This is a genomic window from Ciceribacter azotifigens (genome assembly GCF_048159625.1).
Taxonomy (GTDB): Bacteria; Pseudomonadota; Alphaproteobacteria; order Rhizobiales; family Rhizobiaceae; genus Allorhizobium; species Allorhizobium azotifigens.
Map to the genome: position 1 here is coordinate 554,585 of NZ_JBLQTA010000001.1, position 21,501 is coordinate 576,085.

The 21,501-nt window shown below is 62.7% G+C and carries 22 protein-coding genes; 10 read left to right on the forward strand and 12 right to left on the reverse strand.

Features of this window, described 5'->3' with window-relative positions:
- Positions 1–17: 17 nt before the first annotated feature.
- On the reverse strand, positions 18–917 hold the full coding sequence (locus tag ACM6UT_RS02730) for a DMT family transporter (RefSeq protein WP_416795826.1): 900 nt from the start codon (positions 915–917) through the stop codon (positions 18–20).
- Between the two features lie 198 nt (positions 918–1,115).
- Here ACM6UT_RS02730 and ACM6UT_RS02735 point away from each other — a divergent pair, with 198 nt between their 5' ends.
- From ACM6UT_RS02735 to ACM6UT_RS02760, 6 genes are all read left to right on the forward strand, one after another.
- Entirely contained in the window at positions 1,116–2,024 is a 909-nt protein-coding gene (locus ACM6UT_RS02735; protein ID WP_416795827.1) for a LysR family transcriptional regulator, read from the forward strand.
- Between the two features lie 147 nt (positions 2,025–2,171).
- Positions 2,172–3,332 carry an ABC transporter substrate-binding protein gene (locus ACM6UT_RS02740; protein ID WP_416795828.1) on the forward strand — a complete coding sequence of 387 codons (1,161 nt, stop codon included), beginning with the start codon at positions 2,172–2,174 and terminating at the stop codon, positions 3,330–3,332.
- Between the two features lie 155 nt (positions 3,333–3,487).
- Positions 3,488–4,477: an ABC transporter ATP-binding protein gene (locus ACM6UT_RS02745; RefSeq protein ID WP_416795829.1), complete on the forward strand. Its 990-nt coding sequence runs from the start codon at positions 3,488–3,490 to the stop codon at positions 4,475–4,477.
- Positions 4,474–5,424 carry an ABC transporter permease gene (locus ACM6UT_RS02750; protein WP_416795830.1) on the forward strand — a complete coding sequence of 317 codons (951 nt, stop codon included), beginning with the start codon at positions 4,474–4,476 and terminating at the stop codon, positions 5,422–5,424. Before ACM6UT_RS02745 ends, ACM6UT_RS02750 begins: the two co-directional genes overlap by 4 nt.
- A complete protein-coding gene (locus tag ACM6UT_RS02755) occupies positions 5,414–6,226 on the forward strand; it encodes an ABC transporter permease (RefSeq protein WP_416795831.1) in 813 nt (270 codons plus the stop codon). Before ACM6UT_RS02750 ends, ACM6UT_RS02755 begins: the two co-directional genes overlap by 11 nt.
- Positions 6,227–6,254: 28 nt before the next feature.
- The gene (locus ACM6UT_RS02760) at positions 6,255–7,679 is read left to right on the forward strand and encodes a gamma-aminobutyraldehyde dehydrogenase (protein WP_416795832.1); all 1,425 of its coding nucleotides are present in this window, start codon (positions 6,255–6,257) and stop codon (positions 7,677–7,679) included.
- Between the two features lie 44 nt (positions 7,680–7,723).
- On the opposite strand, the gene ACM6UT_RS02765 is transcribed toward ACM6UT_RS02760, so the two are convergent.
- Positions 7,724–9,292 (reverse strand): DUF262 domain-containing protein, encoded by a 1,569-nt coding sequence (locus ACM6UT_RS02765; protein WP_416795833.1) that lies wholly within the window; start codon positions 9,290–9,292, stop codon positions 7,724–7,726.
- Positions 9,293–9,460: 168 nt separating this feature from the next.
- Between ACM6UT_RS02765 and ACM6UT_RS02770 the strand changes: the two genes are divergently transcribed.
- Positions 9,461–10,162, forward strand: coding sequence for an SH3 domain-containing protein (locus tag ACM6UT_RS02770; RefSeq protein WP_416795834.1), 702 nt, complete (start codon positions 9,461–9,463; stop codon positions 10,160–10,162).
- Positions 10,163–10,225: 63 nt separating this feature from the next.
- On the opposite strand, the gene tal is transcribed toward ACM6UT_RS02770, so the two are convergent.
- The 3 genes from tal to ACM6UT_RS02785 all read right to left on the reverse strand — a co-directional run bounded on the left by tal (position 10,226) and on the right by ACM6UT_RS02785 (position 12,755).
- Positions 10,226–11,182, reverse strand: coding sequence for a transaldolase (tal, locus tag ACM6UT_RS02775; RefSeq protein ID WP_416795835.1), 957 nt, complete (start codon positions 11,180–11,182; stop codon positions 10,226–10,228).
- Positions 11,183–11,309: 127 nt separating this feature from the next.
- Positions 11,310–12,212 (reverse strand): methylated-DNA--[protein]-cysteine S-methyltransferase, encoded by a 903-nt coding sequence (locus ACM6UT_RS02780; RefSeq protein ID WP_416795836.1) that lies wholly within the window; start codon positions 12,210–12,212, stop codon positions 11,310–11,312.
- 69 nt (positions 12,213–12,281) lie between these two features.
- Positions 12,282–12,755 carry a DUF2244 domain-containing protein gene (locus ACM6UT_RS02785; RefSeq protein WP_416795837.1) on the reverse strand — a complete coding sequence of 158 codons (474 nt, stop codon included), beginning with the start codon at positions 12,753–12,755 and terminating at the stop codon, positions 12,282–12,284.
- A 43-nt stretch (positions 12,756–12,798) separates the two neighbouring features.
- Between ACM6UT_RS02785 and nth the strand changes: the two genes are divergently transcribed.
- Positions 12,799–13,575 (forward strand): endonuclease III, encoded by a 777-nt coding sequence (gene nth / locus ACM6UT_RS02790; RefSeq protein WP_416795873.1) that lies wholly within the window; start codon positions 12,799–12,801, stop codon positions 13,573–13,575.
- On the opposite strand, the gene ACM6UT_RS02795 is transcribed toward nth, so the two are convergent.
- Positions 13,556–14,143, reverse strand: coding sequence for a TetR/AcrR family transcriptional regulator (locus tag ACM6UT_RS02795; RefSeq protein WP_416795838.1), 588 nt, complete (start codon positions 14,141–14,143; stop codon positions 13,556–13,558). The genes nth and ACM6UT_RS02795 overlap by 20 nt on opposite strands.
- An 80-nt stretch (positions 14,144–14,223) precedes the next feature.
- Between ACM6UT_RS02795 and ACM6UT_RS02800 the strand changes: the two genes are divergently transcribed.
- On the forward strand, positions 14,224–14,649 hold the full coding sequence (locus ACM6UT_RS02800; protein ID WP_416795839.1) for a VOC family protein: 426 nt from the start codon (positions 14,224–14,226) through the stop codon (positions 14,647–14,649).
- Positions 14,650–14,652: 3 nt separating this feature from the next.
- On the opposite strand, the gene ACM6UT_RS02805 is transcribed toward ACM6UT_RS02800, so the two are convergent.
- The 4 genes from ACM6UT_RS02805 to ACM6UT_RS02820 all read right to left on the reverse strand — a co-directional run bounded on the left by ACM6UT_RS02805 (position 14,653) and on the right by ACM6UT_RS02820 (position 18,428).
- Positions 14,653–15,366, reverse strand: a complete 714-nt coding sequence (locus ACM6UT_RS02805) for a sulfate transporter family protein (RefSeq protein WP_416795840.1) — start codon at positions 15,364–15,366, stop codon at positions 14,653–14,655.
- Positions 15,367–15,464: 98 nt separating this feature from the next.
- A complete protein-coding gene (locus ACM6UT_RS02810) occupies positions 15,465–16,256 on the reverse strand; it encodes a carbon-nitrogen hydrolase family protein (RefSeq protein WP_416795841.1) in 792 nt (263 codons plus the stop codon).
- A gap of 93 nt (positions 16,257–16,349) precedes the next feature.
- The gene (locus tag ACM6UT_RS02815) at positions 16,350–17,009 is read right to left on the reverse strand and encodes an exopolysaccharide biosynthesis protein (protein WP_416795842.1); all 660 of its coding nucleotides are present in this window, start codon (positions 17,007–17,009) and stop codon (positions 16,350–16,352) included.
- 255 nt (positions 17,010–17,264) lie between these two features.
- Positions 17,265–18,428 carry a M20 aminoacylase family protein gene (locus ACM6UT_RS02820; protein ID WP_416795843.1) on the reverse strand — a complete coding sequence of 388 codons (1,164 nt, stop codon included), beginning with the start codon at positions 18,426–18,428 and terminating at the stop codon, positions 17,265–17,267.
- Between the two features lie 244 nt (positions 18,429–18,672).
- Here ACM6UT_RS02820 and ACM6UT_RS02825 point away from each other — a divergent pair, with 244 nt between their 5' ends.
- On the forward strand, positions 18,673–18,822 hold the full coding sequence (locus tag ACM6UT_RS02825) for a hypothetical protein (protein WP_416795876.1): 150 nt from the start codon (positions 18,673–18,675) through the stop codon (positions 18,820–18,822).
- Positions 18,823–18,905: 83 nt separating this feature from the next.
- Here ACM6UT_RS02825 and ACM6UT_RS02830 read toward each other — a convergent pair whose 3' ends face one another.
- Positions 18,906–20,237 carry an NAD(P)/FAD-dependent oxidoreductase gene (locus ACM6UT_RS02830; RefSeq protein ID WP_416795844.1) on the reverse strand — a complete coding sequence of 444 codons (1,332 nt, stop codon included), beginning with the start codon at positions 20,235–20,237 and terminating at the stop codon, positions 18,906–18,908.
- Between the two features lie 134 nt (positions 20,238–20,371).
- Entirely contained in the window at positions 20,372–21,499 is a 1,128-nt protein-coding gene (locus ACM6UT_RS02835) for an ABC transporter permease (RefSeq protein ID WP_416795845.1), read from the reverse strand.
- Positions 21,500–21,501: the final 2 nt, after the last annotated feature.

The following is a 21,501-nucleotide window of genomic DNA, read 5'->3' on the forward strand; positions in this document are numbered from 1 at the left end:
CGCGGGGTTTCAACGCCTCACGCCGCCGGCCCGCCCTGAGCCGCCTGTGCGGCCCTGCGGGCGAGCACGTTCTCGCGCCAGACGGTGAAGAGGCCGGCGCCGACCACAATCAGAGAGCCGATGATCATGTTCGGCCTCAGCGTCTCGCCGAAGACGCTGACGGCCAGGATCGAGCCCAGGACGAGCTGGAGATAGGAGATCGGCTGCACGGCGACGGCGGTGAGATTGTCGTAGGCCTTGATGAGCAGGAAATGCGCCGTGATGCCGGTGAGGCAGAGGACCAGCATCCATTTCCAGTCGGAGGCGGAGATTTCCGTCCAGAAGAACGGTCCGGCGATCGTCAGGACCACGGCACCGACGACGCCGATGTAGAAGAAACTGGTCGTCGGCCCGTCCACCCGGCTGACGAGCCGGGTGCAGAGCCCGTAGAGCGCGCCGATCAGGGCAACGAGAAGCGGCAGGACGACGAGCGCGTTGAACCCGGACGTGCTCGGCCCGAGGATCAGGATGACGCCGCAGAGCCCGACGACGATCGCCGTCCAGCGCCGCCAGCCGACTTTCTCGCCGAGGATCGGCACGGAGAGCAAAGCGACGATCAGCGGGCCGGACGCGAAGATCGCTTGCGACTGAGCAAGCCCAACCAGCGTGAAGGCGGTGATCGCGATCGGGATTTGCACGGCGAGCAGGACGCCGCGCAGGACCTGCAGCCATGGACGTTGCGTGCGGATCGCCGCCGGAAGCCCGCCGCGGCTGCGCACCGCGAGAAGCACGGCAAAGAGCGCGAAGGCCCAGTAGCGGATCATCGCCACCAGAACCGGCGGATAAGCGCTGCCGAGATGTTTGGAAACCCCGTCCTGCACCGAGAAGATCGCGAAAGCGAGCAGCGCAAAGAGGTAGCCGAGAGCAGTGGATTTCATGGAGCGACTGACGGGAGGAGCCCGCCGCGCGTCGCGAGGGCGTAGAGAAATCGAAACATTAATAGTATACGTCTCTTGACGTTTGCAAAGGGCATGTCTGCGCAGGCCTGCCTTGCAGGGGACGCGGGGCAAAGGTCCCGGAATGCCGCAGCGGCTCTGCTGCTTGCTCCCGCACCCGCAGTCATGCTCTAAACGGCCATGGCATTCACCCTTCGGCAGTTACAGTATTTCGTCGCCGTCGCCGAGCAGGGCTCGGTGACGCGCGCAGCGCAGAACCTTTCGATCTCGCAGTCCTCCGTCACCGAGGCGATCAAGGAACTGGAGGGCGACCTCGGCGTCGAGCTGTTCGAGCGCCATCCGCGCGGCCTGTCGATCACCCATAACGGCCACCAGTTCCTCCGCCATGCGACCAAGATCCTGGCGACCGTCTCCGACGCCCGCAACGCCTTTTCCGAAACCCAGGAGAACACCGGCGGCACGCTCAACATCGGCGTCACATCACTGGTCGCCGGTTACGTGCTCTCGGACCTGCTTGCCCGCTATCGCCGCGCCTGCCCCGGGGTCGAGGTTTCGGCCATCGAGGACAACGGCTCCTATCTCGAACACCTGCTGATCGGCGGCGAACTCGATGTGGCCGTCATGGTCATCTCCAACCTGCGCGACCGCATGGCGCTGCAGGCCGAGATCCTCGAAACCTCGCCCTATCGCCTGTGGTTGCCGATGGGCCATCCGCTCGTCTCCGCCGACATCATCTCGATTGCCGACATCGCCCGCGAACCGTTGATCATGCTCACCGTCGATGAAATCGAGGAGAACACCGGCAAGCTGCTCTCGGCCCTTGGCGCCCGCCCTCATGTAGCCTTCCGCACGCGCTCGGTGGAGGCGGTCCGCAGCCTGGTTGCGACCGGGGCCGGTGTGGCGCTGCTGCCCGACCTCGTCTACCGCCCCTGGTCGCTCGAAGGCGACCGCATCGAAAGCCGCGACGTCTCCGGCGCCCTTCCCGTGGTCCAGGTCGGCATGGTCTGGCGCAAGGGCTCCAGCCTGCCCCAATCGGCGAGAGACTTCGTCGGCATCGCCGAGGCGTTGAGAAGCGGGCGGGGACGGTAAATCTCGGAGGGTCTTCATCCCTCATCATTCGGAAAAACCGATAGCGCCGTTCTGACAAATGAATTTGCGAATGCGGCAATTTCACGTCACGTTCACGACCGGGAACAAACGCCGCGACAAGGCGGCCCCCAACCGGGAGAAATCGCTATGAAAAAACTATTGCAGTCGTGCACCGCAATCATTGCCGTTGCCAGCTTCGCCACCAATGCCGTCGCCCAGGAACCGCTGAAGGAACTCGGCAAGGGTGAAGGCGCGCTCTCCATCGTCGCCTGGGCCGGCTATATCGAGCGCGGCGAAACCGACAAGAATTACGACTGGGTCACCAAGTTCGAACAGGAGACCGGCTGCAAGGTGACGGTGAAGACCGCCGCCACCTCCGACGAAATGGTGGCGCTGATGAACGAAGGCGGCTTCGACCTCGTCACCGCCTCGGGCGACGCATCGCTGCGCCTCGTCGCGGGCAAGCGCGTCCAGCCGATCAACACCGATCTCATCCCGAGCTGGAAGACCATCGACGAGCGCCTGCAGAATGCCCCTTGGCACACCGTCGGCGGCACCCATTACGGCACGCCCTATGTGTGGGGCCCGAACGTGCTGATGTACAACACCGAGGCTTTCAAGGATCAGCCGCCGAAGAGCTGGAACGTCGTCTTCGAAGAGATGACGCTTCCCGACGGCAAGTCCAACAAGGGCCGCGTGCAGGCCTATGACGGTCCGATCTACATCGCCGACGCCGCCCTCTACCTGATGGCCCACAAGCCGGACCTCGGCATCAAGAACCCCTATGAACTGAACGAGGACCAGTACAAGGCCGCCCTCGACCTGCTGCGCGGCCAGCGCCAGCTCGTCGGCCGCTACTGGCACGACGCGATGATCCAGATCGACGACTTCAAGAACGAAGGCGTGGTCGCGTCCGGCTCCTGGCCCTTCCAGGTGAACCTGATGAAGGCCGAGGGCGCCAAGATCGACTCGACCTTCCCCGAGGAAGGCACGACCGGCTGGGCCGATACCACCATGCTGCATGTCGACAGCGAGCATCCGAACTGCGCCTACATGTGGATGGAGCACTCGCTCTCGCCGAAGGTGCAGGGCGACGTCTCTGCCTGGTTCGGCGCGGTTCCCTCGGTTCCCGCCGCCTGCAAGGGCAACGAACTCCTGACCGACGAAGGCTGCGCGACCAACGGCTTCGACAACTTCGAGAAGATCAGCTTCTGGCGGACCCCGGTCAGCAAATGTGAAAGCCAGGGCGAGTGCGTCCCCTATCACCGCTGGGTCTCCGACTATATCGGCGTCATCGGCGGACGTTAAGATCCCCTTCTCCCCAACGGGGAGAAGGTGCCCGAAGGGCGGATGAGGGGGCCGTGCGTGCCGCCCCCTCATCGCCTCGCATACGCTCGGCACTTCTCCCCGCCGGGGAGAAGAGGGCGTCACGTCGAGGCCAACCAAAACCATCCGGAGTACCCATGACCGCAGCCGTTTCCTTCTCGCAGGTGTCGCGCCATTTCGGCCCGGTGAAAGCCGTCGACGCGGTCGACCTGAAGATCGCGCCCGGCGAGTTCTTCGCCATGCTCGGACCGTCCGGCTCCGGCAAGACGACCTGCCTCAGGCTGATCGCTGGCTTCGAGCAGCCGACCTCCGGCCATATCGAAATCTTCGGCGAAACGGCCGAAGGCGTTCCGCCCTATCGCCGCCAGGTCAACACGGTTTTCCAGGACTACGCGCTCTTTCCGCATCTCAGCATTCTCGACAACGTCGCCTACGGGCTGATGGTCAAGGGTGTCGCGAAGGCGGAGCGCCATCGCCTCGCCGAACAGGCGCTCGAACTCGTAAAACTCCCCGGCTACGGCGCCCGCAAGCCCGGCCAGCTTTCCGGCGGCCAGCGCCAGCGCGTCGCGCTCGCCCGCGCGCTGGTCAACAAGCCGAAGGTGCTCCTTCTCGACGAGCCGCTCGGCGCCCTCGACCTCAAGCTGCGCGAACAGATGCAGGAAGAACTGAAGAGCCTGCAGCGCTCGCTCGGCATCACCTTCGTGTTCGTCACCCACGACCAGGGCGAGGCGCTCTCGATGGCCGACCGGGTCGCCGTCTTCAACAACGGCGGCATCGTCCAGGCGGGGACACCGCAGGAGATCTACAATCGCCCGCGGACCCGTTTCGTCGCAGATTTCGTCGGCTCCTCCAACGTCATCGCACCGGCCGACATGCAGCGGCTCGGCGGCGAGGCGAAATGGGCGAGCCTGCGGCCCGAGGCGATCCGCCTCGTTTCCGAAGGCGGTATCGCCGCAACCGTGGTGTCGGAGAGCTTCCTCGGAAGTACGACCCGCCTCCATCTGCGCGCCGGAGAGACCGCACTCAACGTCATGGTGCCGGCGGGCCAGGCCACGCCGAAGCCCGGCGAAGAAGCGAGGATCTCGTGGCTCGCTTCCGATCTCCACTACATGGACGGCGAGGCATGAGCGACGTATCGACCGCCTCCATCCTGCCCGGCAGGTCCGGCGCCTTCGGCCGCCTCTCCGACGTCTTCTGGCGCCGCCCGGCGCTGCTGCTCGCGGTGATGCTCATCCCGCCGCTTCTCTGGCTCGGCATCATCTATGTCGGCTCGCTCATCGCGCTGCTCTTGCAGAGCTTCTTCTCGATCGACGATTTCTCCGGCCTCATCAGCTACGAACTGACCCTTTCCACCTATCGTCAGCTCCTGGTGCCGACCAATTTCGACATCATCGTGCGAACGATTCTGATGGCCGCGGCGGTAACGCTCGCCTCGGCGGTGCTTGCCTTCCCGATCGCCTACTATGCCGCCCGCTACGCGACCGGCCGCTGGAAGGCCTTCTTCTATCTCGGCGTCATGCTGCCGCTCTGGTCGAGCTATCTGGTCAAAGTCTATGCGTGGAAACTGATCCTCGCCAAGGAAGGCATCCTCACCTGGGCCTTCGACCGTCTCGGCCTTTCCTGGCTCCTCGACGGCATCCTTGCGCTTCCGGTGATCGGTGGAAACTCGCTGTCGATCAGCTACATCGGCACCTTCCTCGTCTTCGTCTACGTGTGGCTGCCCTTTATGATCCTGCCGATCCAGGCCGCACTTGAGCGTGTCCCGGGCAACCTTATCGAGGCCTCCTCCGACCTCGGCGCCCATCCCGGCCAGACCTTCCGCAACGTGCTGCTTCCGCTCGCCATGCCCGGCATCGTCGCCGGCTCGATCTTCACTTTCTCGCTCACGCTCGGCGACTACATCATTCCGCAGATCGTTGGCTCCTCGCGCCTCTTCATCGGCCAGGCCGTCTACGCCCAGCAGGGAACGGCCGGCAACGTGCCGCTCGCCGCCGCCTTCTCGGTCGTGCCGATCGCGATCATGGGCGTCTATCTGTGGGCTGCCAAACGCATGGGGGCCTTCGATGCGCTCTGACCGCTCCTCGGCCGGATGGCCGCTCAAGATCGCCGCGGCCGGCGGGCTCCTCTTCCTGCACCTGCCGATCCTCCTGATCTTTGTCTACGCCTTCACGACGGAGGAGAAGAGCTTCCAGTGGCCGCCACCGGGCTTCACCACCCAGTGGTTCGCCATCGCCTGGAACCGTCCCGACGTCTGGGAAGCACTGACGCTCTCGGTCAAGGTCGCGAGCATCGCCACGGTGATCGCGCTCGTGCTGGGTACGCTCGCCGCAGCCGCCGTGGCGCGCTCGGCCTTCTTCGGTCGCGAGGCGATCTCGCTTCTCGTCATCCTGCCGATCGCGCTCCCCGGCATCGTCACCGGCATCGCGCTCCGCTCGGCCTTTTCGCTGGCGGAGATCCCCTATTCGATGTGGACGATCATCCTCGGCCACGGCACCTTCTGCATCGTCGTCGTCTACAACAACGCCGTCGCCCGCTTCCGCCGCACCTCGGGATCGCTGATCGAGGCGTCGATGGATCTCGGCGCCGACGGTTTCCAGACCTTCCGTCACGTGGTGCTGCCGAACATCGCGACCGCGCTGCTTGCGGGCGGCATGCTCGCCTTCGCGCTCTCGTTCGATGAGGTCATCGTCACCACCTTCACCGGCGGCCAGCAGGCGACATTGCCGATCTGGATGCTCGAGGAACTCATTCGCCCGCGCCAGCGGCCGGTCACCAACGTCGTCGCCATGCTGGTGGTGATGGTGACCTTCCTGCCGATCCTGGCGGCCTATTATCTCACCCGCGACACCGACCGGATTTCGGGAAGCGGCAAATAACCCGACAAACCAGATGAGGGAGAACGACATGGACACCCAGATGCTGATCGACGGCCGCTTCGAAAAGGGCACAGAGATCGAGGAGAAGATCCTCAATCCGAAGACCGGCGAGACCATTCTGGAGCTTCCCGAGGCTTCGCTCGCCCAGGTCGACGCCGCCGTCGACGCTGCGGAAAAAGCGTTCGACAGCTGGTCGGCGACGACGCCCTCGCAGCGCGCCGGCTATCTGCTCGCGATCGCAGACGCCATCGAGAAGGACGCGGCCGGCTTTGCGGCGCTGGAATCGCTCAACTGCGGCAAGCCGATCAACGCCGTCATCAACGATGAAATTCCGGCGATCGTCGACTGCTGGCGCTTCTTCGCAGGCGCCGTCCGCTCACTGCACGCGCCCGTCGCCGGAGAATACCTGCCCGGCCACACCTCGATGATCCGTCGCGACCCGGTCGGCATCGTCGGCTCGATCGCGCCGTGGAACTATCCGCTGATGATGATGGCCTGGAAGCTGGCGCCCGCGATCGCGGGCGGCAACACCGTCGTCTTCAAGCCGTCGGAACAGACGCCGCTCACCGCGCTGAAGATGGCGAAGCTGCTCGCCGATATCCTGCCGGAGGGCGTGGTCAACGTCGTGCTCGGCCGTGGCGAAAGTGTCGGCAATGCGCTGATCAACAATCCGAAGATCGGCATGGTATCGATCACCGGCGATATCGCCACCGGCAAGAAGGTGCTCGCCGCCGCCGCGAAGACGGTGAAGCGCACCCATCTCGAACTCGGCGGCAAGGCGCCGGTCATCGTCTATGACGATGCCGATCTCGAAGCGGTCGTCGCCGGCATCCGCACCTTCGGCTTCTACAATGCCGGCCAGGACTGCACCGCCGCCTGCCGCATCTATGCCTCCGACAAGATCTACGAAAACTTCGTCGCCGACCTCGCCTCGGCCGTCTCGACGCTGAAGTTCAATCAGGCCGACGACACCGAGAACGAGATCGGGCCGCTGATCTCCAAGCGCCAGCGCGACCGCGTCGAAAGCTTTGTCACCCGCGCCTCCGAGCACAAGCACATGGAGATCGTCACCGGCGGCAAGGTCGCGGGCGAAAAGGGCTTCTTCTATACGCCGACCGTTGTCGCCGGCGCGCTGCAGGACGACGAGATCGTCCGCCGCGAAGTCTTCGGACCCGTCGTCTCGGTTACCCGCTTCTCGGAGACCGACGATGCGATCGCATGGGCGAACGACAGCGATTACGGCCTCGCCTCCTCCGTCTGGACGAAGGACATTTCCCGCGCCATGAAGACCGCGGCACGGCTCCGCTACGGCTGCACCTGGATCAACACCCACTTCATGCTGTGCAACGAGATGCCTCATGGCGGCCTGAAACAGTCGGGCTACGGCAAGGATATGTCGGTTTACGCGCTCGAAGACTATACCGCCGTCCGCCACGTCATGATCGCGCACTGAATGTTATCGCCCCGGCACCTATCGCGCCGGGGCGATACCGACTCTTAGCATTTTACGGCTGTGTTGCAGTAGGGGTGCGTGATTTGGCCGTTGCCGGAGCTACCGCCACCCCCGTCCTCCACCCGAACTACATGGTCATAGGATCCAGATTTAGACGCATCAACATAGCCATGGCATATAGGACACCGAATCGCTGAAGATAGAGCTTGCCGAATAAAGATCGCAGACTTTGCATCTGTTGAGAACTTTGTGCTCGTCGGCTTTTCCGCTATCGCCAATATCTTTGCTACAGAATTTGGAGATATAACTTTAATTAGATCTTCATGACTAAATTCTTTTTTATCATAAAATGCATCGATCAAATATTCAAACATCTCTGAAACGCGAATAAAACGAACCGCGCTACGCGATAGCTGCAAGCTTTGGGTAATCAGACTTTTATTTTCAACAAGATAATCCTCCAGAATAGCACGTGAATCTGTGAACTTCCGGAAAAACTCCTTGTCGTTTTCTTGAAGCTTTTTTCTGATTAACAGCAACATTCCGAGTAGAAGATCAGGTATGTGCCTGCCTCTCTCAGAATAGAAATAGACCGCCGGATGAAGGCCAAGGCTGCCGGGGAGCGTATCAGATGCGCGTCCAACAACTCTGGCGCAATCAATCAGCACCTGCACTGTTCCGCTCCCGTCTTCATCCTCTGAAAATTCTTCGAGCGACTTTTGAAATTTCCCTTGGGGAGCATTGGTTATACATATAAGCCCCATTAACATTTCCAAAGCTGAAATTGGCGACTTTGCCCCGCCGACAGGTAAATCCAATGTCTTTATTGGCGTATCAACCTCTGGATTAAATAGCGCATGGTGTATTAGTACGGCATTTTTCTCTATTTTATCCTTAACATCAAGTTCAAATTTAGACCAATACTTATGTCCCGTTGCGGCACGGACAATTGACCGCGCAGCGATAGCAACTGACCTATATCTATTTTTGAGGATCGTTTCCTCCGTCTTATCCAACGGAGTACCTTGAGTGTTGATCTTGAAGAATGAGCTCTCGGCCTTTGCAGCATCTCCATTCACCCATTGAAGAGATAATGAGCGTGTCGCCATATTACGAGACCTCTGCACCTTGTCTTCCGTGTATACATCAGGATTGACAAGGGCATCCTTAATATCTCGATAGCTACCAATTCTGGAATTTACGAGCTCTCTCGTCTTTTTCGCTATACCGAGCTGTGAGCGGCTTATCTCATTCCCGAAGTATTTGCGCGATATGGCTCCATCTCCATAATCATCTTCGATCCAAGCCCTCAGTGCGCTCAGTCGGTGTCCTCCATCAATAACAAACACATATGATTGCGATTGCCAAAGTATAAGCGACGGAATTAGCTCGTTATCTAAAAAACTTTCCAGGAATGTTACAACTTGATAAGGGGACCAGTGATTTGTTTCCCTCTGAAAATCAGGTTTTCTAAGAAGGGGCACAAGCATACCACTACTTGTTACATTCTCGATTGAAAGAGTCCGTATGGGTTCAGCCGAATTTAGCGGTGGCCCTATTACAGCAAAATCATCACGATGTATCATGGCGTCCAGTGTGACAGCATCTGCCATAGACTCAAACCTCCGTGTAGTGTCCAAGCAGAAATAGCCGGCGCAATCCCACATTGCAATTGTGGCCAGTCGCGTAGCCAACATGTCACTGCGTTTACCATTTGCCGGCGATAGTCGGCGGGCGTTCAAGACGGATCGACTTTGTTCGATGCGATTAAGGGAGTTTCGATGCGCTTTCTCGTCATGCTGACGCTAGTTATAGCCACACTTGCCGCCTTTGCGGCCGGCGCGGCCGACACAACCCTCGCCCAGACATTGCCGCCGAACGGCGATCCACGTCTCTATCCCGCGCCGCAGCCCGGCTACAACGACCCGGACGATCCCTATGTCTGGCATGTCTACGGCCTGCCGCCGGGCGGTCTCCTCGCGATCCGTTCCGGCGCCGGCCTGAATTTCCGCGTGATCGCCGAGCTGGCGGAGGGCATGCCGGTGAAGAACCTCGGCTGCCTCGAACAGGAGAGCGGCTACTGGTGCCGCATCGCCACCACGGACCGGCCGCGCGTGAGCGGCTGGGTGAACGGCCGCTTCCTGGTCGAGGACTGGGGCTCAAACCCGCCGCCCTATCCGGATGACGGCTATCTGCTGCCCGGCCATCCTTACGACGCCACCGGCAGACTTCGCTGCCGGCTGCCGGGATTCGACGGCTTCGCTTCCTGCGACTACGGCATCGTCCGCAAGGGACCCATGGCGACGATCGAGATCACCGCACCCGACGGTTCGCGCCGCCGTCTCGACTACCGCGCCGGCCGCTTCACCGGCATCGAGGGCTCCGACATCCGCAGCCGCAAGCAGGGTGGTGACGCTGTGGTCACCGTGGACGGAGCCGAGACCTACTATGTCCCCGATGCGGTGGTGATGGGCGACGACTGACGCTCTACGAAAAAGGCGCCCCGTTTCCGGAGCGCCTTTCATTTGTCCGGCAGGATTGCCGTCTTATTCGGCGAGCGCCTTGGCGACCTTCTCGCGCAGGGCGACGAGATCCTTGTAGAAGCTGCGGATGCCCTCGGCGAGCTTTTCGGTCGCCATGGCGTCCTCGTTGAGCATCCAGCGGAAGGCCTTCTCGTCGAGCGAGATCCGCGGCTCCGGAACGGTCGCCTCGGGGGCGAGCTTGCGTTCGAGTGTCCCCTTGTCGGCGTCGAGTTCATCGAGCAGTGCGGGCGCGATCGTCAGCCGGTCGCAGCCGGCGAGCGCTTCGATTTCGCCTGCATTGCGGAAGGAGGCGCCCATGACGACCGTCTTGATGCCGTTCGCCTTATAGTAATTGTAGATCGAGCGGACCGACAGAACGCCCGGATCGGTCTCCGAGGTGTAGGTGTCACCGGTCGACTTCTTGTACCAGTCGAGGATACGGCCGACGAAGGGCGAGATGAGGAAGGCGTTGGCCTCGGCGCAGGCGATGGCCTGGGCCTTGGAGAAGAGCAGCGTCAGGTTGCAGTCGATGCCTTCGCTCTGCAGGACTTCCGCCGCGCGGATGCCTTCCCAGGTGGAAGCGAGCTTGATCAGCACGCGCTCGCGCTCAATGCCGAGTTCCTTGTAACCAGCGATGATCTCGTGCGCCTTGGCGATCGAGCCCTGCATGTCGAAGGAAAGATCGGCATCGACCTCGGTGGAGACACGGCCCGGTACGATCTTCGCGAGCGCTGCGCCGACGGCGACGGCCAATCTGTCCGCGACGGCCGCGGCCGCGGCCTCGCTGGAACCGCCCTTCGACTTGCCCCAGGCGATCGCCTCCTTGAAGGTGTCGTCGAACATGTGGGTGCCGAGCGCCTTCAGGACGATGGTCGGGTTGGTCGTGCAGTCCACCGGTTTCAGACGGGCCACAGCCTCGATGTCACCGGTGTCGGCGACGACGGTGGTCATGGAACGAAGCTGCTCGAGTTTGGAAGTCATGGTCCTATTCCCTGTTCTATCCGGGCCTCCGGAAATGTGCCCGACTATCACCAGCCGAAGATGGCAAAGTCAAGAACGGGACGGTCACGATTTCAATCGATTTACGGAATGGATTTTTCCGCTGGCCTCACCCGCTCAGCTGACCGGCCTCCCAGCCGAGCATGGCCCGCTTGCGCGTCAGTCCCCAATGGTAGCCGGTGAGCGCGCCGCCCTTTCCGAGCGCGCGGTGGCAGGGCACCACGAAGGAGATCGGATTGCGACCGACCGCCGCCCCGACGGCGCGGCTCGCCGCCGGCTGGCCGATGTCGCGGGCAATGTCGGAATAGGTCACGGCCTTGCCGAGCGGGATGCGCAACAGGCTCTGCCAGACGCGGAGCTGGAAATCCGAGCCGATGAGCACCACCCTCAGCGGCTGCTCGTTGCTCCAGCGGCCCGGATCGAATATCCGCGCGGCATAGGGCGCCGTCGCCGCCTGGTCGGCCACGTAGCGCGCATTCGGCCAGCGCGACGCCATGTCCTCGAAGCAGGCGATTTCGTTGCCGCTCTCGGCAAAGGCGAGCCCGGAAAGACCTCTTTCCGTCGCCATCACCAGTGCCAGCCCGAAGGGCGACGGGTGAAAGCCGTAGCGGATCGTCAGTCCCTCGCCCTTCTGCTTCCACTCGCCGGGCGACATCGCCTCGTGAGTGACGAAGAGATCGTGCAACCGGCCGGGACCGGAAAGCCCGAGCTCGAGCGAGGTTTCGAGGATCGGCATCTCTTCCTCGCGCAACAGCCGCTTGGCGTGGTCGAGGGTCACGGCCTGCAAGAAGGCCTTGGGCGAAAGCCCCGCCCAGCGGCTGAAAGTCTTCTGCAACTGCGTCGGCGACTGGTTGAGCCGCGCGGCGATCGTCTCCAGCGACGGCTGGTCACGATAGTCGAGCGTCAGCATCTCTATGACCCGGCGTACCGTCTCATAGTCGCCACCTTCGGGCGTGACATCGACAGGCGCGAGCTCACCGGCGGAGCGGGAAATCATCTGTGCAATGGTCATGGCGAACTCCTTTTCGGATGACATCACCATATCGGGCGGGCGCGAACCACCCGTTTCTTGCCCCACGGCTCAAAGCCTCTGCTTGACCGTCGCCAGCGCCGCATTGAAGGCCCTGGCAAAGCTCTCACGGTCCTCCGGGTTGAGGAACGAGCCGATGTCGGTCCGCCTGCCCTCCCCCGATACCTGCATCGAGACGATGCCGATCTCGCTGTGCCGACGGACGAAGAACCGCGCCCAGAACGGATTGAAACGGTGTTCCGTCATCCGCCCCGAGGGCGTGAACTTGCGGATCGCGAGCGCGGTGCGCGACACCAGCACCTCCTCGCGGGCCCGTCCGGAGCGATAGTTGAGCAGGAACGCACCGTAGAGAAGCAGGAAGTCGAGGCCGAAGAAGAAACCGATGGGCCAGGCGCCTGTGGCGACGAAGAACACCGCGTGAACCGCACAGACGGCACCGGTCAACACCAGAAGGACGCGAAAGCCCCGCCGGCCGAGAGAACGGTACGGCGTCAGTTCCGCCGCGAAAACCGGGGGTTCCTTCATGCCCACATTGCCTTTCGTCATGGCGCCCGACTATAGATTGACAATGACCGATCCGAAGAAAAAATCCAGCGCCCAAACTTCGCAAAAGTCAAACCAGAACGGTGCGCGACGCAAGGTCGCGCCGAGGTCTGCCTATACCAGGGCGGAGCTTCAGGAGATGTTCCGTCGCTTCTCGGTGCAGCGTCCCGAACCGAAGGGCGAACTCGAACACGTCAACGCTTTTACCCTTGTCGTCGCCGTGGCGCTCTCGGCGCAGGCGACCGATGCCGGCGTGAACAAGGCGACGCGGGCGCTGTTCAAGGTCGCCGACACGCCGCAGAAGATGCTCGACCTCGGCGAGGAGCGGCTGCGCGACCACATCAAGACGATCGGGCTTTATCGCAACAAGGCGAAGAACGTCATCGCCCTTTCGAGAAAGCTGATCGAGGATTTCGACGGCGAAGTGCCGCGCACGCGCGAGGAACTGGTGACCTTGCCCGGCGTCGGACGCAAGACCGCCAACGTCGTCATGTCCATGGCCTTCGGCATCCCGACCATCGCCGTCGACACCCATATCTTCCGCATCGCCAACCGGATCAGGCTTGCGCCCGGAAAGAGCCCGGACGAAGTCGAGGAAAGGCTGCTGCGGGTCATCCCGGAGGAGTACCTCTTCCACGCCCATCACTGGCTGATCCTGCACGGCCGTTATGTCTGCAAGGCACGCCGGCCCGAATGCGAACGCTGCGTCATCGCCGACCTCTGCAAGTCGCCGGAGAAGAGCTGCGACGTGCCCGCCCCGCTCGTCGAACTGCCGCCGCAGGTCATCGGGATGGCCGAGTAACGAGCCCGTCGATCAGGCGGATGATCGCCTGCTCGTAGGTCTCGCGGCTCTCTCCCGCCGCAATCGCCAGAACCGCGCGGTCGAAGGCGGCAGAAAGCACACGTGTCAGGGGATCGAGCCCGGCGAGATCCGAACCGGTTTCGCGAAGATAGGCTTCGAGCCCGTCGCGGAGACTCGCCTCGGCGTGATCGCAATCGGTGGCGCGACCGCCTTCGATCCCCATCACCGCAGGACCGTCGAGCAACAGCAGGCGGCTGCGGCCCGGTACAGCCATCGCGGAAAAATAGGTGGCGATGCCTCGGACGAGCGCGTCGCGTGCCGAAACCGCCTCGCCGGCGGCCCCCGCAATCTCGGCGGCGACCCGCTCCGCCTCCCGGTCGATGACGGCGAGGAACAGGTCCCTTTTGTCCGCGAAATGGTGATAGAGGGCGCCGCGCGTCACGCCGGCGGCCGCGACGATGTCGGGCGTCGCCGTCTCGTTGTAGCCGCGCTCCACAAAGAGTTCACGGGCGTGGTCCATAAGGGTTTGCCGTGTGGCTTCGGTGCGATCCTTGTTTGAGCGACGCATGCAGTCCTCGTTTACATACAATCTGTATGCATGTTATAGATACATGCAGATTGTATGTGAAACACAGGAGGAAGTGAAGCATGCGCAGCAGCAGCTATTATCCCGTCATCATGAGCGAACGCCTGGCGGAAACCCGGGACTTCTATTGCCGCCACTTCGCTTTCGAACCGCTCTTCGAAAGTGACTGGTACATCCACCTGCAGTCACGCGAGGACGAGAGGGTGACGCTCGCGATCCTCAAACCCGATCACGAGACCGTGCCGCCCGTCGCCCGGAAGCCGGTGAGCGGCCTCATCCTCAATTTTGAAGTCGATGATCCGGACCGCGTCCACGACGCCTGCCTGAAGGCCGGCCTGCCGATCCTCAGATCGCTGCGTGACGAGGACTTCGGTCAGCGGCACTTCATCACCGCAGATCCGAACGGCGTCCTGATCGACGTCATCAAGCCTATCCCGCCGAGCGCCGAATACGCGGCCCTCTATGCGGAAACCGCGCTGCCGACCTGACCGTCACGCCCGGAAAAGGGGATCGCGGGCGCTCAGCAGCTTGTGCAGGTGAACCATCATGCCGGCTGCAAAGAGCGGCGTCAGCAGATTGAGGATCGGCACCGCCAGGAAGGCCGCGATCACCAGTCCGCCCATGAACACCGTCCCGCCGTGGCGCGAGCGAAAGGCCCGCGCTTCGCTCGGGCTGCGGAAGCGCATGGCGGCGAACTCGAAGAATTCACGCCCGAGCAGGTAGCCGTTGACGAGGAAGAAGGCGGCGATGTTGATGCCCGGAACGAAGAGCAGCACCAGCGCTACGATGTTGCCGAGCACGACGACGCCGAAGAATTTCAGCGACGCGACCAGCGCCTCGCCGAGCGGCATGGCCGAACCGGGCGTATCCTTCGGATAGTCCCGTCGTTCGACCACTTCCGCGACATCGTCGAGGAAGAGACCGGCGATGATCGCGGTGACGGAGGACAACAGAAGCGCGAGCGCAAGCGCAAGACCGATGCTGGCAAGAACGCCGAGCACGAAGGTGAGCCAGCCCGCCCAATCCGGCATTCCGGGAAAGAACGCATCGAACCATGGCAGGACATAGGCGATGAAGGCGCCGCGAAGTGCAAGCCACAGGCCTACGAGAACGAGGATCGTCAGCCCGAGCACCTTCCAGAACACCGCGCGGGTTTCCGGGGCGAAGAGATTGCGAAGTGCAAGTCGGGCAGCATCGAAGATCATCCGGGTCTCCTTGAACGGGCCGCTCAGGCGGCCGATCGCATGTAGGCGCTCGTCGGTAGACGCACAAGGCCGCCTCCCGCCCCATCGGTCGATCGGCTCTAGCCGATACGGTAGAGGTCCGGCCGCCTGTCGGTGAGATACGGATTCTGACGACGGCAATCGTCATAGGCGGCCGGATCGAGTTTTGCGACCAGCAGTGCCTCGTGCGTGCCCGCACGGGCGAGTTCGTCACCATCGGGACCGACGATCGCCGAGCGACCGCCATAGGTGAACCTGCCCTCCTCTCCGCAGAGATCGGCGTAGACCAGGAAGACGCCATTCTCGAAAGCGCGGGTCGGCACCACCAGATCGGCGACCCGCCGGCTGATCTCACCGCGCGGAAGCGCCGTCGGCACCAGCACCAGTTCGGCGCCGGCGAGCGCCAGCGTGCGCACATACTCCGGGAACTCGACATCGTAGCAGATCAGCATGCCGGTGCGGACACCGAAGAGATCAAAGACCTGCGGCACGTCTCCGCCGGGCGTGAACGACGCGCGCTCGCCGTCGCCGTAGAGATGGCCTTTCCGGTAGAATTCGCAGTGTCCGTCCGGCCGCACCAGCACCGCGGAATTGTAAACGACAGATCCGTCACGTTCGGGAAACCCAGCGCAAATCGCCAGTTCGAACTCGGCGGCGATGTCGCAGAGCGCGCCGATGATCTCGCCGTCCCGTTCCTCGGCGATTTCCGCGAAGCGCTCCGGTGTCAGCCCGTAGCCACTCACCGCGAGTTCGGGCGCGACCAGGAGCACGGCACCCATGCCGGACGCGGCTTCGGCGGCCTCGGCGATCTTGGCGAGATTGGCCGCGGCATCCCCCGAAACCGGTTGCATCTGGTAAAGCGAAATCAGCATGATATGCCCTGTGCTGGAGATCTGATGCCTGACGATAGGACGAGGCAACGTACTTTGCAAAGCTCTTCGCACGTTGGAAAACGCGTTGGTATGTCAGAAAAGTGTCGCCTGGACGAGCAGGAGGAAGCCCTTGACGAGGGCGTAGACCACACCGGCGACGACGACGCCGGCGATCCCCGCAACGACCGTTCCGATCAGCACGCAGATGCCGTCGCGCTCGAGAATGCCAAAAGAAAAGAAGCAGATCGCGATCGCCGGCAGGATGTTGCCGAGGGGAACCGGAAGCGCGAGGACCACCGCAAGGACGAGGCAGACGAAACCGATCAGGTACTCCGCCGGTGGATAGACGAGGAAGCCGAGCCGCGGCCGCAGCATCCGCTCGGCCCTGGCGAGCCAGGGCGTGACGCGGGTGACGATGCTCGCGAAATCCTGCCGCGTCATCGATCGGTCGGCGATGATCCTTGGCAGCCATGGCTTCTGCCCGAGCATCAGTTGTGCGGCGAGAAAGACCAGCGGCGTGCCGGTGAGCGCCGACGTGCCGGGCGGCGTCGGCACGATGTTCGGCAGCGCGAAGATGAGGATCAGGGCGCCGAAGGCGCGGTCGCCCATCGCCTGGAAGATGTCGGCGACGGAAATCCGCAGCCGTCCCTCGTCCGCGGCAAGCCCGGAGAGTATCTCGGAGAGCCTGCCACCGTGTCGGCGCGACCTGCCGGCCCCATGCCTCTCCTGATCGGCTTCTGATTCGCCTGTCATCGCTGCTCCATGATGGTCGTGGCACTGATGTAATGCCGTTCGACCGCCGGACAATGACACGTCTTTGATTAAGTCGGCGTGACCCTCGGCAAGCTCCGCCGATCCGCCGAAAGTTTCACACCTGTACGAGGTGGCCGGAGAAAACCTCCCGGTACTGGCGGGGCGGCGGCTCGTAACCGGGCGGGCGGATGGGGCTATTGACCTCATCCATCGAGATCGCGCGCGTGATGCTTCGGCGCGCCGCTGGCCGCGAAATCAGGCCGCGAGCGCCGTCTCCGCAAGCGTGACCCAGTAGCTGATGCCATAGGGGATAGCCTCGTCGTTGAAGTCGTAGGCCGAATGGTGAAGATTGGCGCTGTCACCGTTGCCGATGAAGACGAAGCTGCCGGGACGGGCCTCCAGCATGTAGGAAAAGTCTTCTGCCCCCATCTTCGGCGGTAGGTCGCCCTCCACCGCCCGTTCGCCGGCAATCCGCCGCATGACATCGAGGGCGAATTCCGTCTCTTCGGCATGGTTGAACGTCACTGGATAGCTGCGCCGATATTGCACGTCGGCGCTGGCGCCGAAGCTTGCGGCAATGCCGTTTGCCACTTCGCTCAGACGTCGCTCGGCATAGTCGCGCGTCTCGGGCAGAAGCGTGCGAACCGTGCCGGTCAGCTTGACGGTATTGGCGATAACGTTGGGGGCCTCACCGCCATGGACGGTCGCAACCGTCACCACCACGGATTTCAGCGGATCGACCTCGCGCGAGGCGATCGCCTGGAGTGCAATGACGATGTGGGAGGAGACCAGCACCGGGTCGATGGTCTTGTGCGGTTGGGCCGCATGGCCGCCGCGGCCGTGCACCATGATCTCGAACCCGTCGGCCGCGGCCATCACCGAGCCCTTGCGGGTGCCGAAATGACCGACCGGAATGCCAGGATAATTGTGCATGCCGTAGACCTGGGAAATCCCGAATGTCTCCATCATGCCGTCCTCGATCATCTCCCGGCCACCGCCGCCACCCTCTTCGGCCGGCTGGAAGATCAGCGCGACGGAGCCGCGGAAATTGCGGGTTTCGGCGAGATATTTGGCAGCGCCCAGCAGCATGGCGGTGTGCCCGTCATGGCCGCAGGCATGCATCTTGCCCGGCGTCTTCGATGCCCACTCCTTGCCGCTCGTCTCATAGATCGGCAGGGCATCCATGTCGGCACGAAAACCGATGACCGGCCCCTCGCCGCGATTGCCCTTGATGACGGCGACGACGCCGGTCCGACCGATGCCGGTCTTGACGACATCACAACCAAAGGATGTCAGCTTCTCGGCGACGAATTCGGCCGTCTCGTAGACATCGAACAGCAGCTCCGGGTTCTCATGAAGGTGGCGGCGCCAGGCGGCTACCTCGGCCTGCAATTCGCTGGCACGGTTCAACACAGGCATGCGTTCCGTCCTCGACTATTCTTGTGGTTCCCACTCTTGTGCGGCCATACTGCGCTGCCTCAAAGTGCCTTTGCAAGCCGCAATTTTCCGCTCCGAATGGAAAATGGGCCTATGCCTGGATGGCCCAAATTTTGACCAGGCCTGCATTTCACGGATGTCTTTTTCAAGCGGGCGGTGACTGTTGCCGGGGCCAGAGAATCAAAATCACGAAACAAGGTCAGCGAGATAACCAGGCTGACCTTGATTGCCGGGAGAGCGGGAACTCTTCATCGGCCGCATTGACGATCACAACTCTAACGGTGAAGCCAATACCAATTATCGCGACCCGGCCAAGCCGTCGCGCGTCCTCTGGCCGGGTCTCGCCATCTCACTCACCGTGCTCAGCGTCAACTAAATCGGCGACGCTGTCCGCGATGCGCTCGATCCGAGGATGATGAAGCGCTGAGCCGCCCTTCTCCCCATTGGGAGAAGGTCCCCTCAGACCCCGCTGATCACCTCGATCTTCGAGCCGTCGAAGAAGCGCGACAGGCGGAAGGCCGTCGGGTCGACGCAAGGGCTATGGCCGGTGACGAGGTCCGCCATCAACCGCCCCGCCCCCGGCCCGATGCCGAAACCGTGGCCGGAGAAGCCTGTGGCGATGAAGAAGCCGGGAACCTTCTCGACCGGCGAGATGATCGGCACGGCATCCGGCGACACGTCGATATAGCCGGCCCAGCGCTGCGCGATCTCGGCCTTGGCGAAGACCGGGTAATCCTTCTTGAGTTGCGCCAGCGCGTAATTGGTCCACTTGTCCGATGGTTTCGGGTCGAGCACGCGGCAGCGTTCGAACGGCGTCTCCTCGTCCATGCGCCAGCGCTGCGCCATGCGGCCTTCCTCAAGGAAGCGGCCGGAGACGCGGAAGCGCAGCGAACGCCACTCGCTCTTCAGCGCGGGGAGGAATTTCAGCATGAAGCGGAAGCTGTCCGGCACGATCTCGACGATGTTGTCATAGCGCGAGGCGATGGTGTAGCCACCGTCCTGGCGCTTGCGGAACGCGAAGTCCTTGCCATAGAGCGTGTGCTCCGGCCCGCCCTCGATCGGCTTGGTGCGGATGACGGTGTTCATCACTTTCAGCTGCGGCAGGTCGATGCCGGCATTGCGCGCAAAGAGGCTCGACCAGGCGCCGCCGGCGAGCACCACCGACGAGCAGGCGATCGTTCCGCGCTCGGTGACGACGCCGGAAATCTTGCCGCCCGAGGTCTCGATGCCGCGCACCGCGCACTTCGTCAGGATATGCGCACCCTTGTCACGCGCCGCCTCGGCGATCGCTGGTGCCGCCTTCTGCGGTTCGGCGCGGCCGTCGGCCGGCGTGAACAGCGCGCTCTTGAAGTGGTGCTTCATACCCGGATAGAGCCCGCTGAATTCCGCTCGGTCGATCATCCGCGACTTCATCTGGTAGTCGCTCAGAATGTCCGGCCATTCGGCATTCTTCGCTTCATACGTGTCGTTGATAGAAGCAAAGACGATGCCGCACTGCTTGTAGCCGGTGTCGCGACCGGTGCGCTGGTCAAGCCCGTTCCAGATGCGGATGGCTTCGGCCATCAGCGGCACTTCGCGCGGATCGCGCCAGGAAATGCGCACCCAGCCCCAGTTGCGGCTCGACTGTTCCTCGCCGATGCCGCCCTTTTCACAAAGCGCCACCGAAACGCCGCGCTCGGCAAGTTCGAGCGCCGTCGAGGCGCCGATGATTCCGCCGCCGATGACGACCACGTCAACGTGTTTCGGCAGTTGCAGATCTCCCTCGACGGGGACCACCTGAGGACCGGGCATGCGAATAACTCCAGGCTTGAGAAAAGATGTCGCCCGCGCGAACGGCGGGCCGGAAAGGACGTATCCTGCTCATACCAGATCGCGGTCGCATCGTCATCGCAGATGTCAGGCTGTATCGACAGGAAAGGAACCCCTTATCCCTGCTGTGCCGCGATGAAACTGCGGAACCGCGCCATGCTGAACAGGAAGAAGAAGAGCCCGATCACCCCGGTCGCGAGGAACTGCGGCCAGACGACGTCGAAGCCGGCCCCGCGGAAGAGGATCGCCTGCGCGAAAGAGACGAAATGGGTGGTGGGAGAAATCTGCACGCCCGTCTGCAGCCAGTCCGGCATGCTTTCGAGCGGCGTCATGCCACCCGAGAGGATCGTCATCGGCAGGACCGTCAGGATGAAGAGCAGCGCCATCTGCGGCATCGATCGCGAGATTGTGCCGAGGAAAAGACCGAAGGAGGTCGCAAAGAAAAGATACAGAACCACGCCGGCGGCGAAGAGCGTGAGCGAGCCCGAGATATGCATGCCGATCCAGAGGTCGAGCACGAAGACGACCGACAGCAGCGTCAGGACGAGCGTCACCAGCCCGTTTGCCAGAAGCTTGCTCAGCATGATCTCCGTTGCACGGACCGGCATGACGAGCAGATGTTCGAGCGTGCCATGCTCGCGTTCCCTCACGAGCGCGGCCCCGGCGAGCAGGACGGCGAGCATGGTGACGTTGTTGATGAGCCCGGACGTGCCGGTGAACCACGCCGTGGTCAGCGTCTGGTTGAAGGCCATGCGCACCTCGATTGCGACCGGAAGGCTGGTCGTCTTCTCGGTCCGGGTGACGAAGCGCGACACCTCCTGACTGACGACCGACTGGATGTGACCCGCCCCGATCCCCGCCTGCATCAGCGCCGTCGCATCGATCAGCAGTTGCACCGAAGGACTGCGGCCGGCAAGCACGTCGGCCTCGAAATTCGGAGGGATGTCGAGCACGAAGGTAAAACGAGCCTGATCCATCACCCGATCGACATCGCCCGGAGAGAGCGAAACGGGCGCCTGAAACTGCGGCGGGCGCAGACCGTCGAGGATCGCCGCGGAAAGCTGCGAGACGTCGTGGTCGACAACCCCGACGGTGGCGCGGTTGAGCTCGTGGTTGAGCCCCGTCGCCTGCATGTAGATTGCAAGTGTGAAGGCATAGATCACGAACCCCATCAGCACCGTATCCCGGCGAATACCGATCAGTTCCTTGACGAAAAGGGCACCTATGTTGCGGAAATCGAGCATGG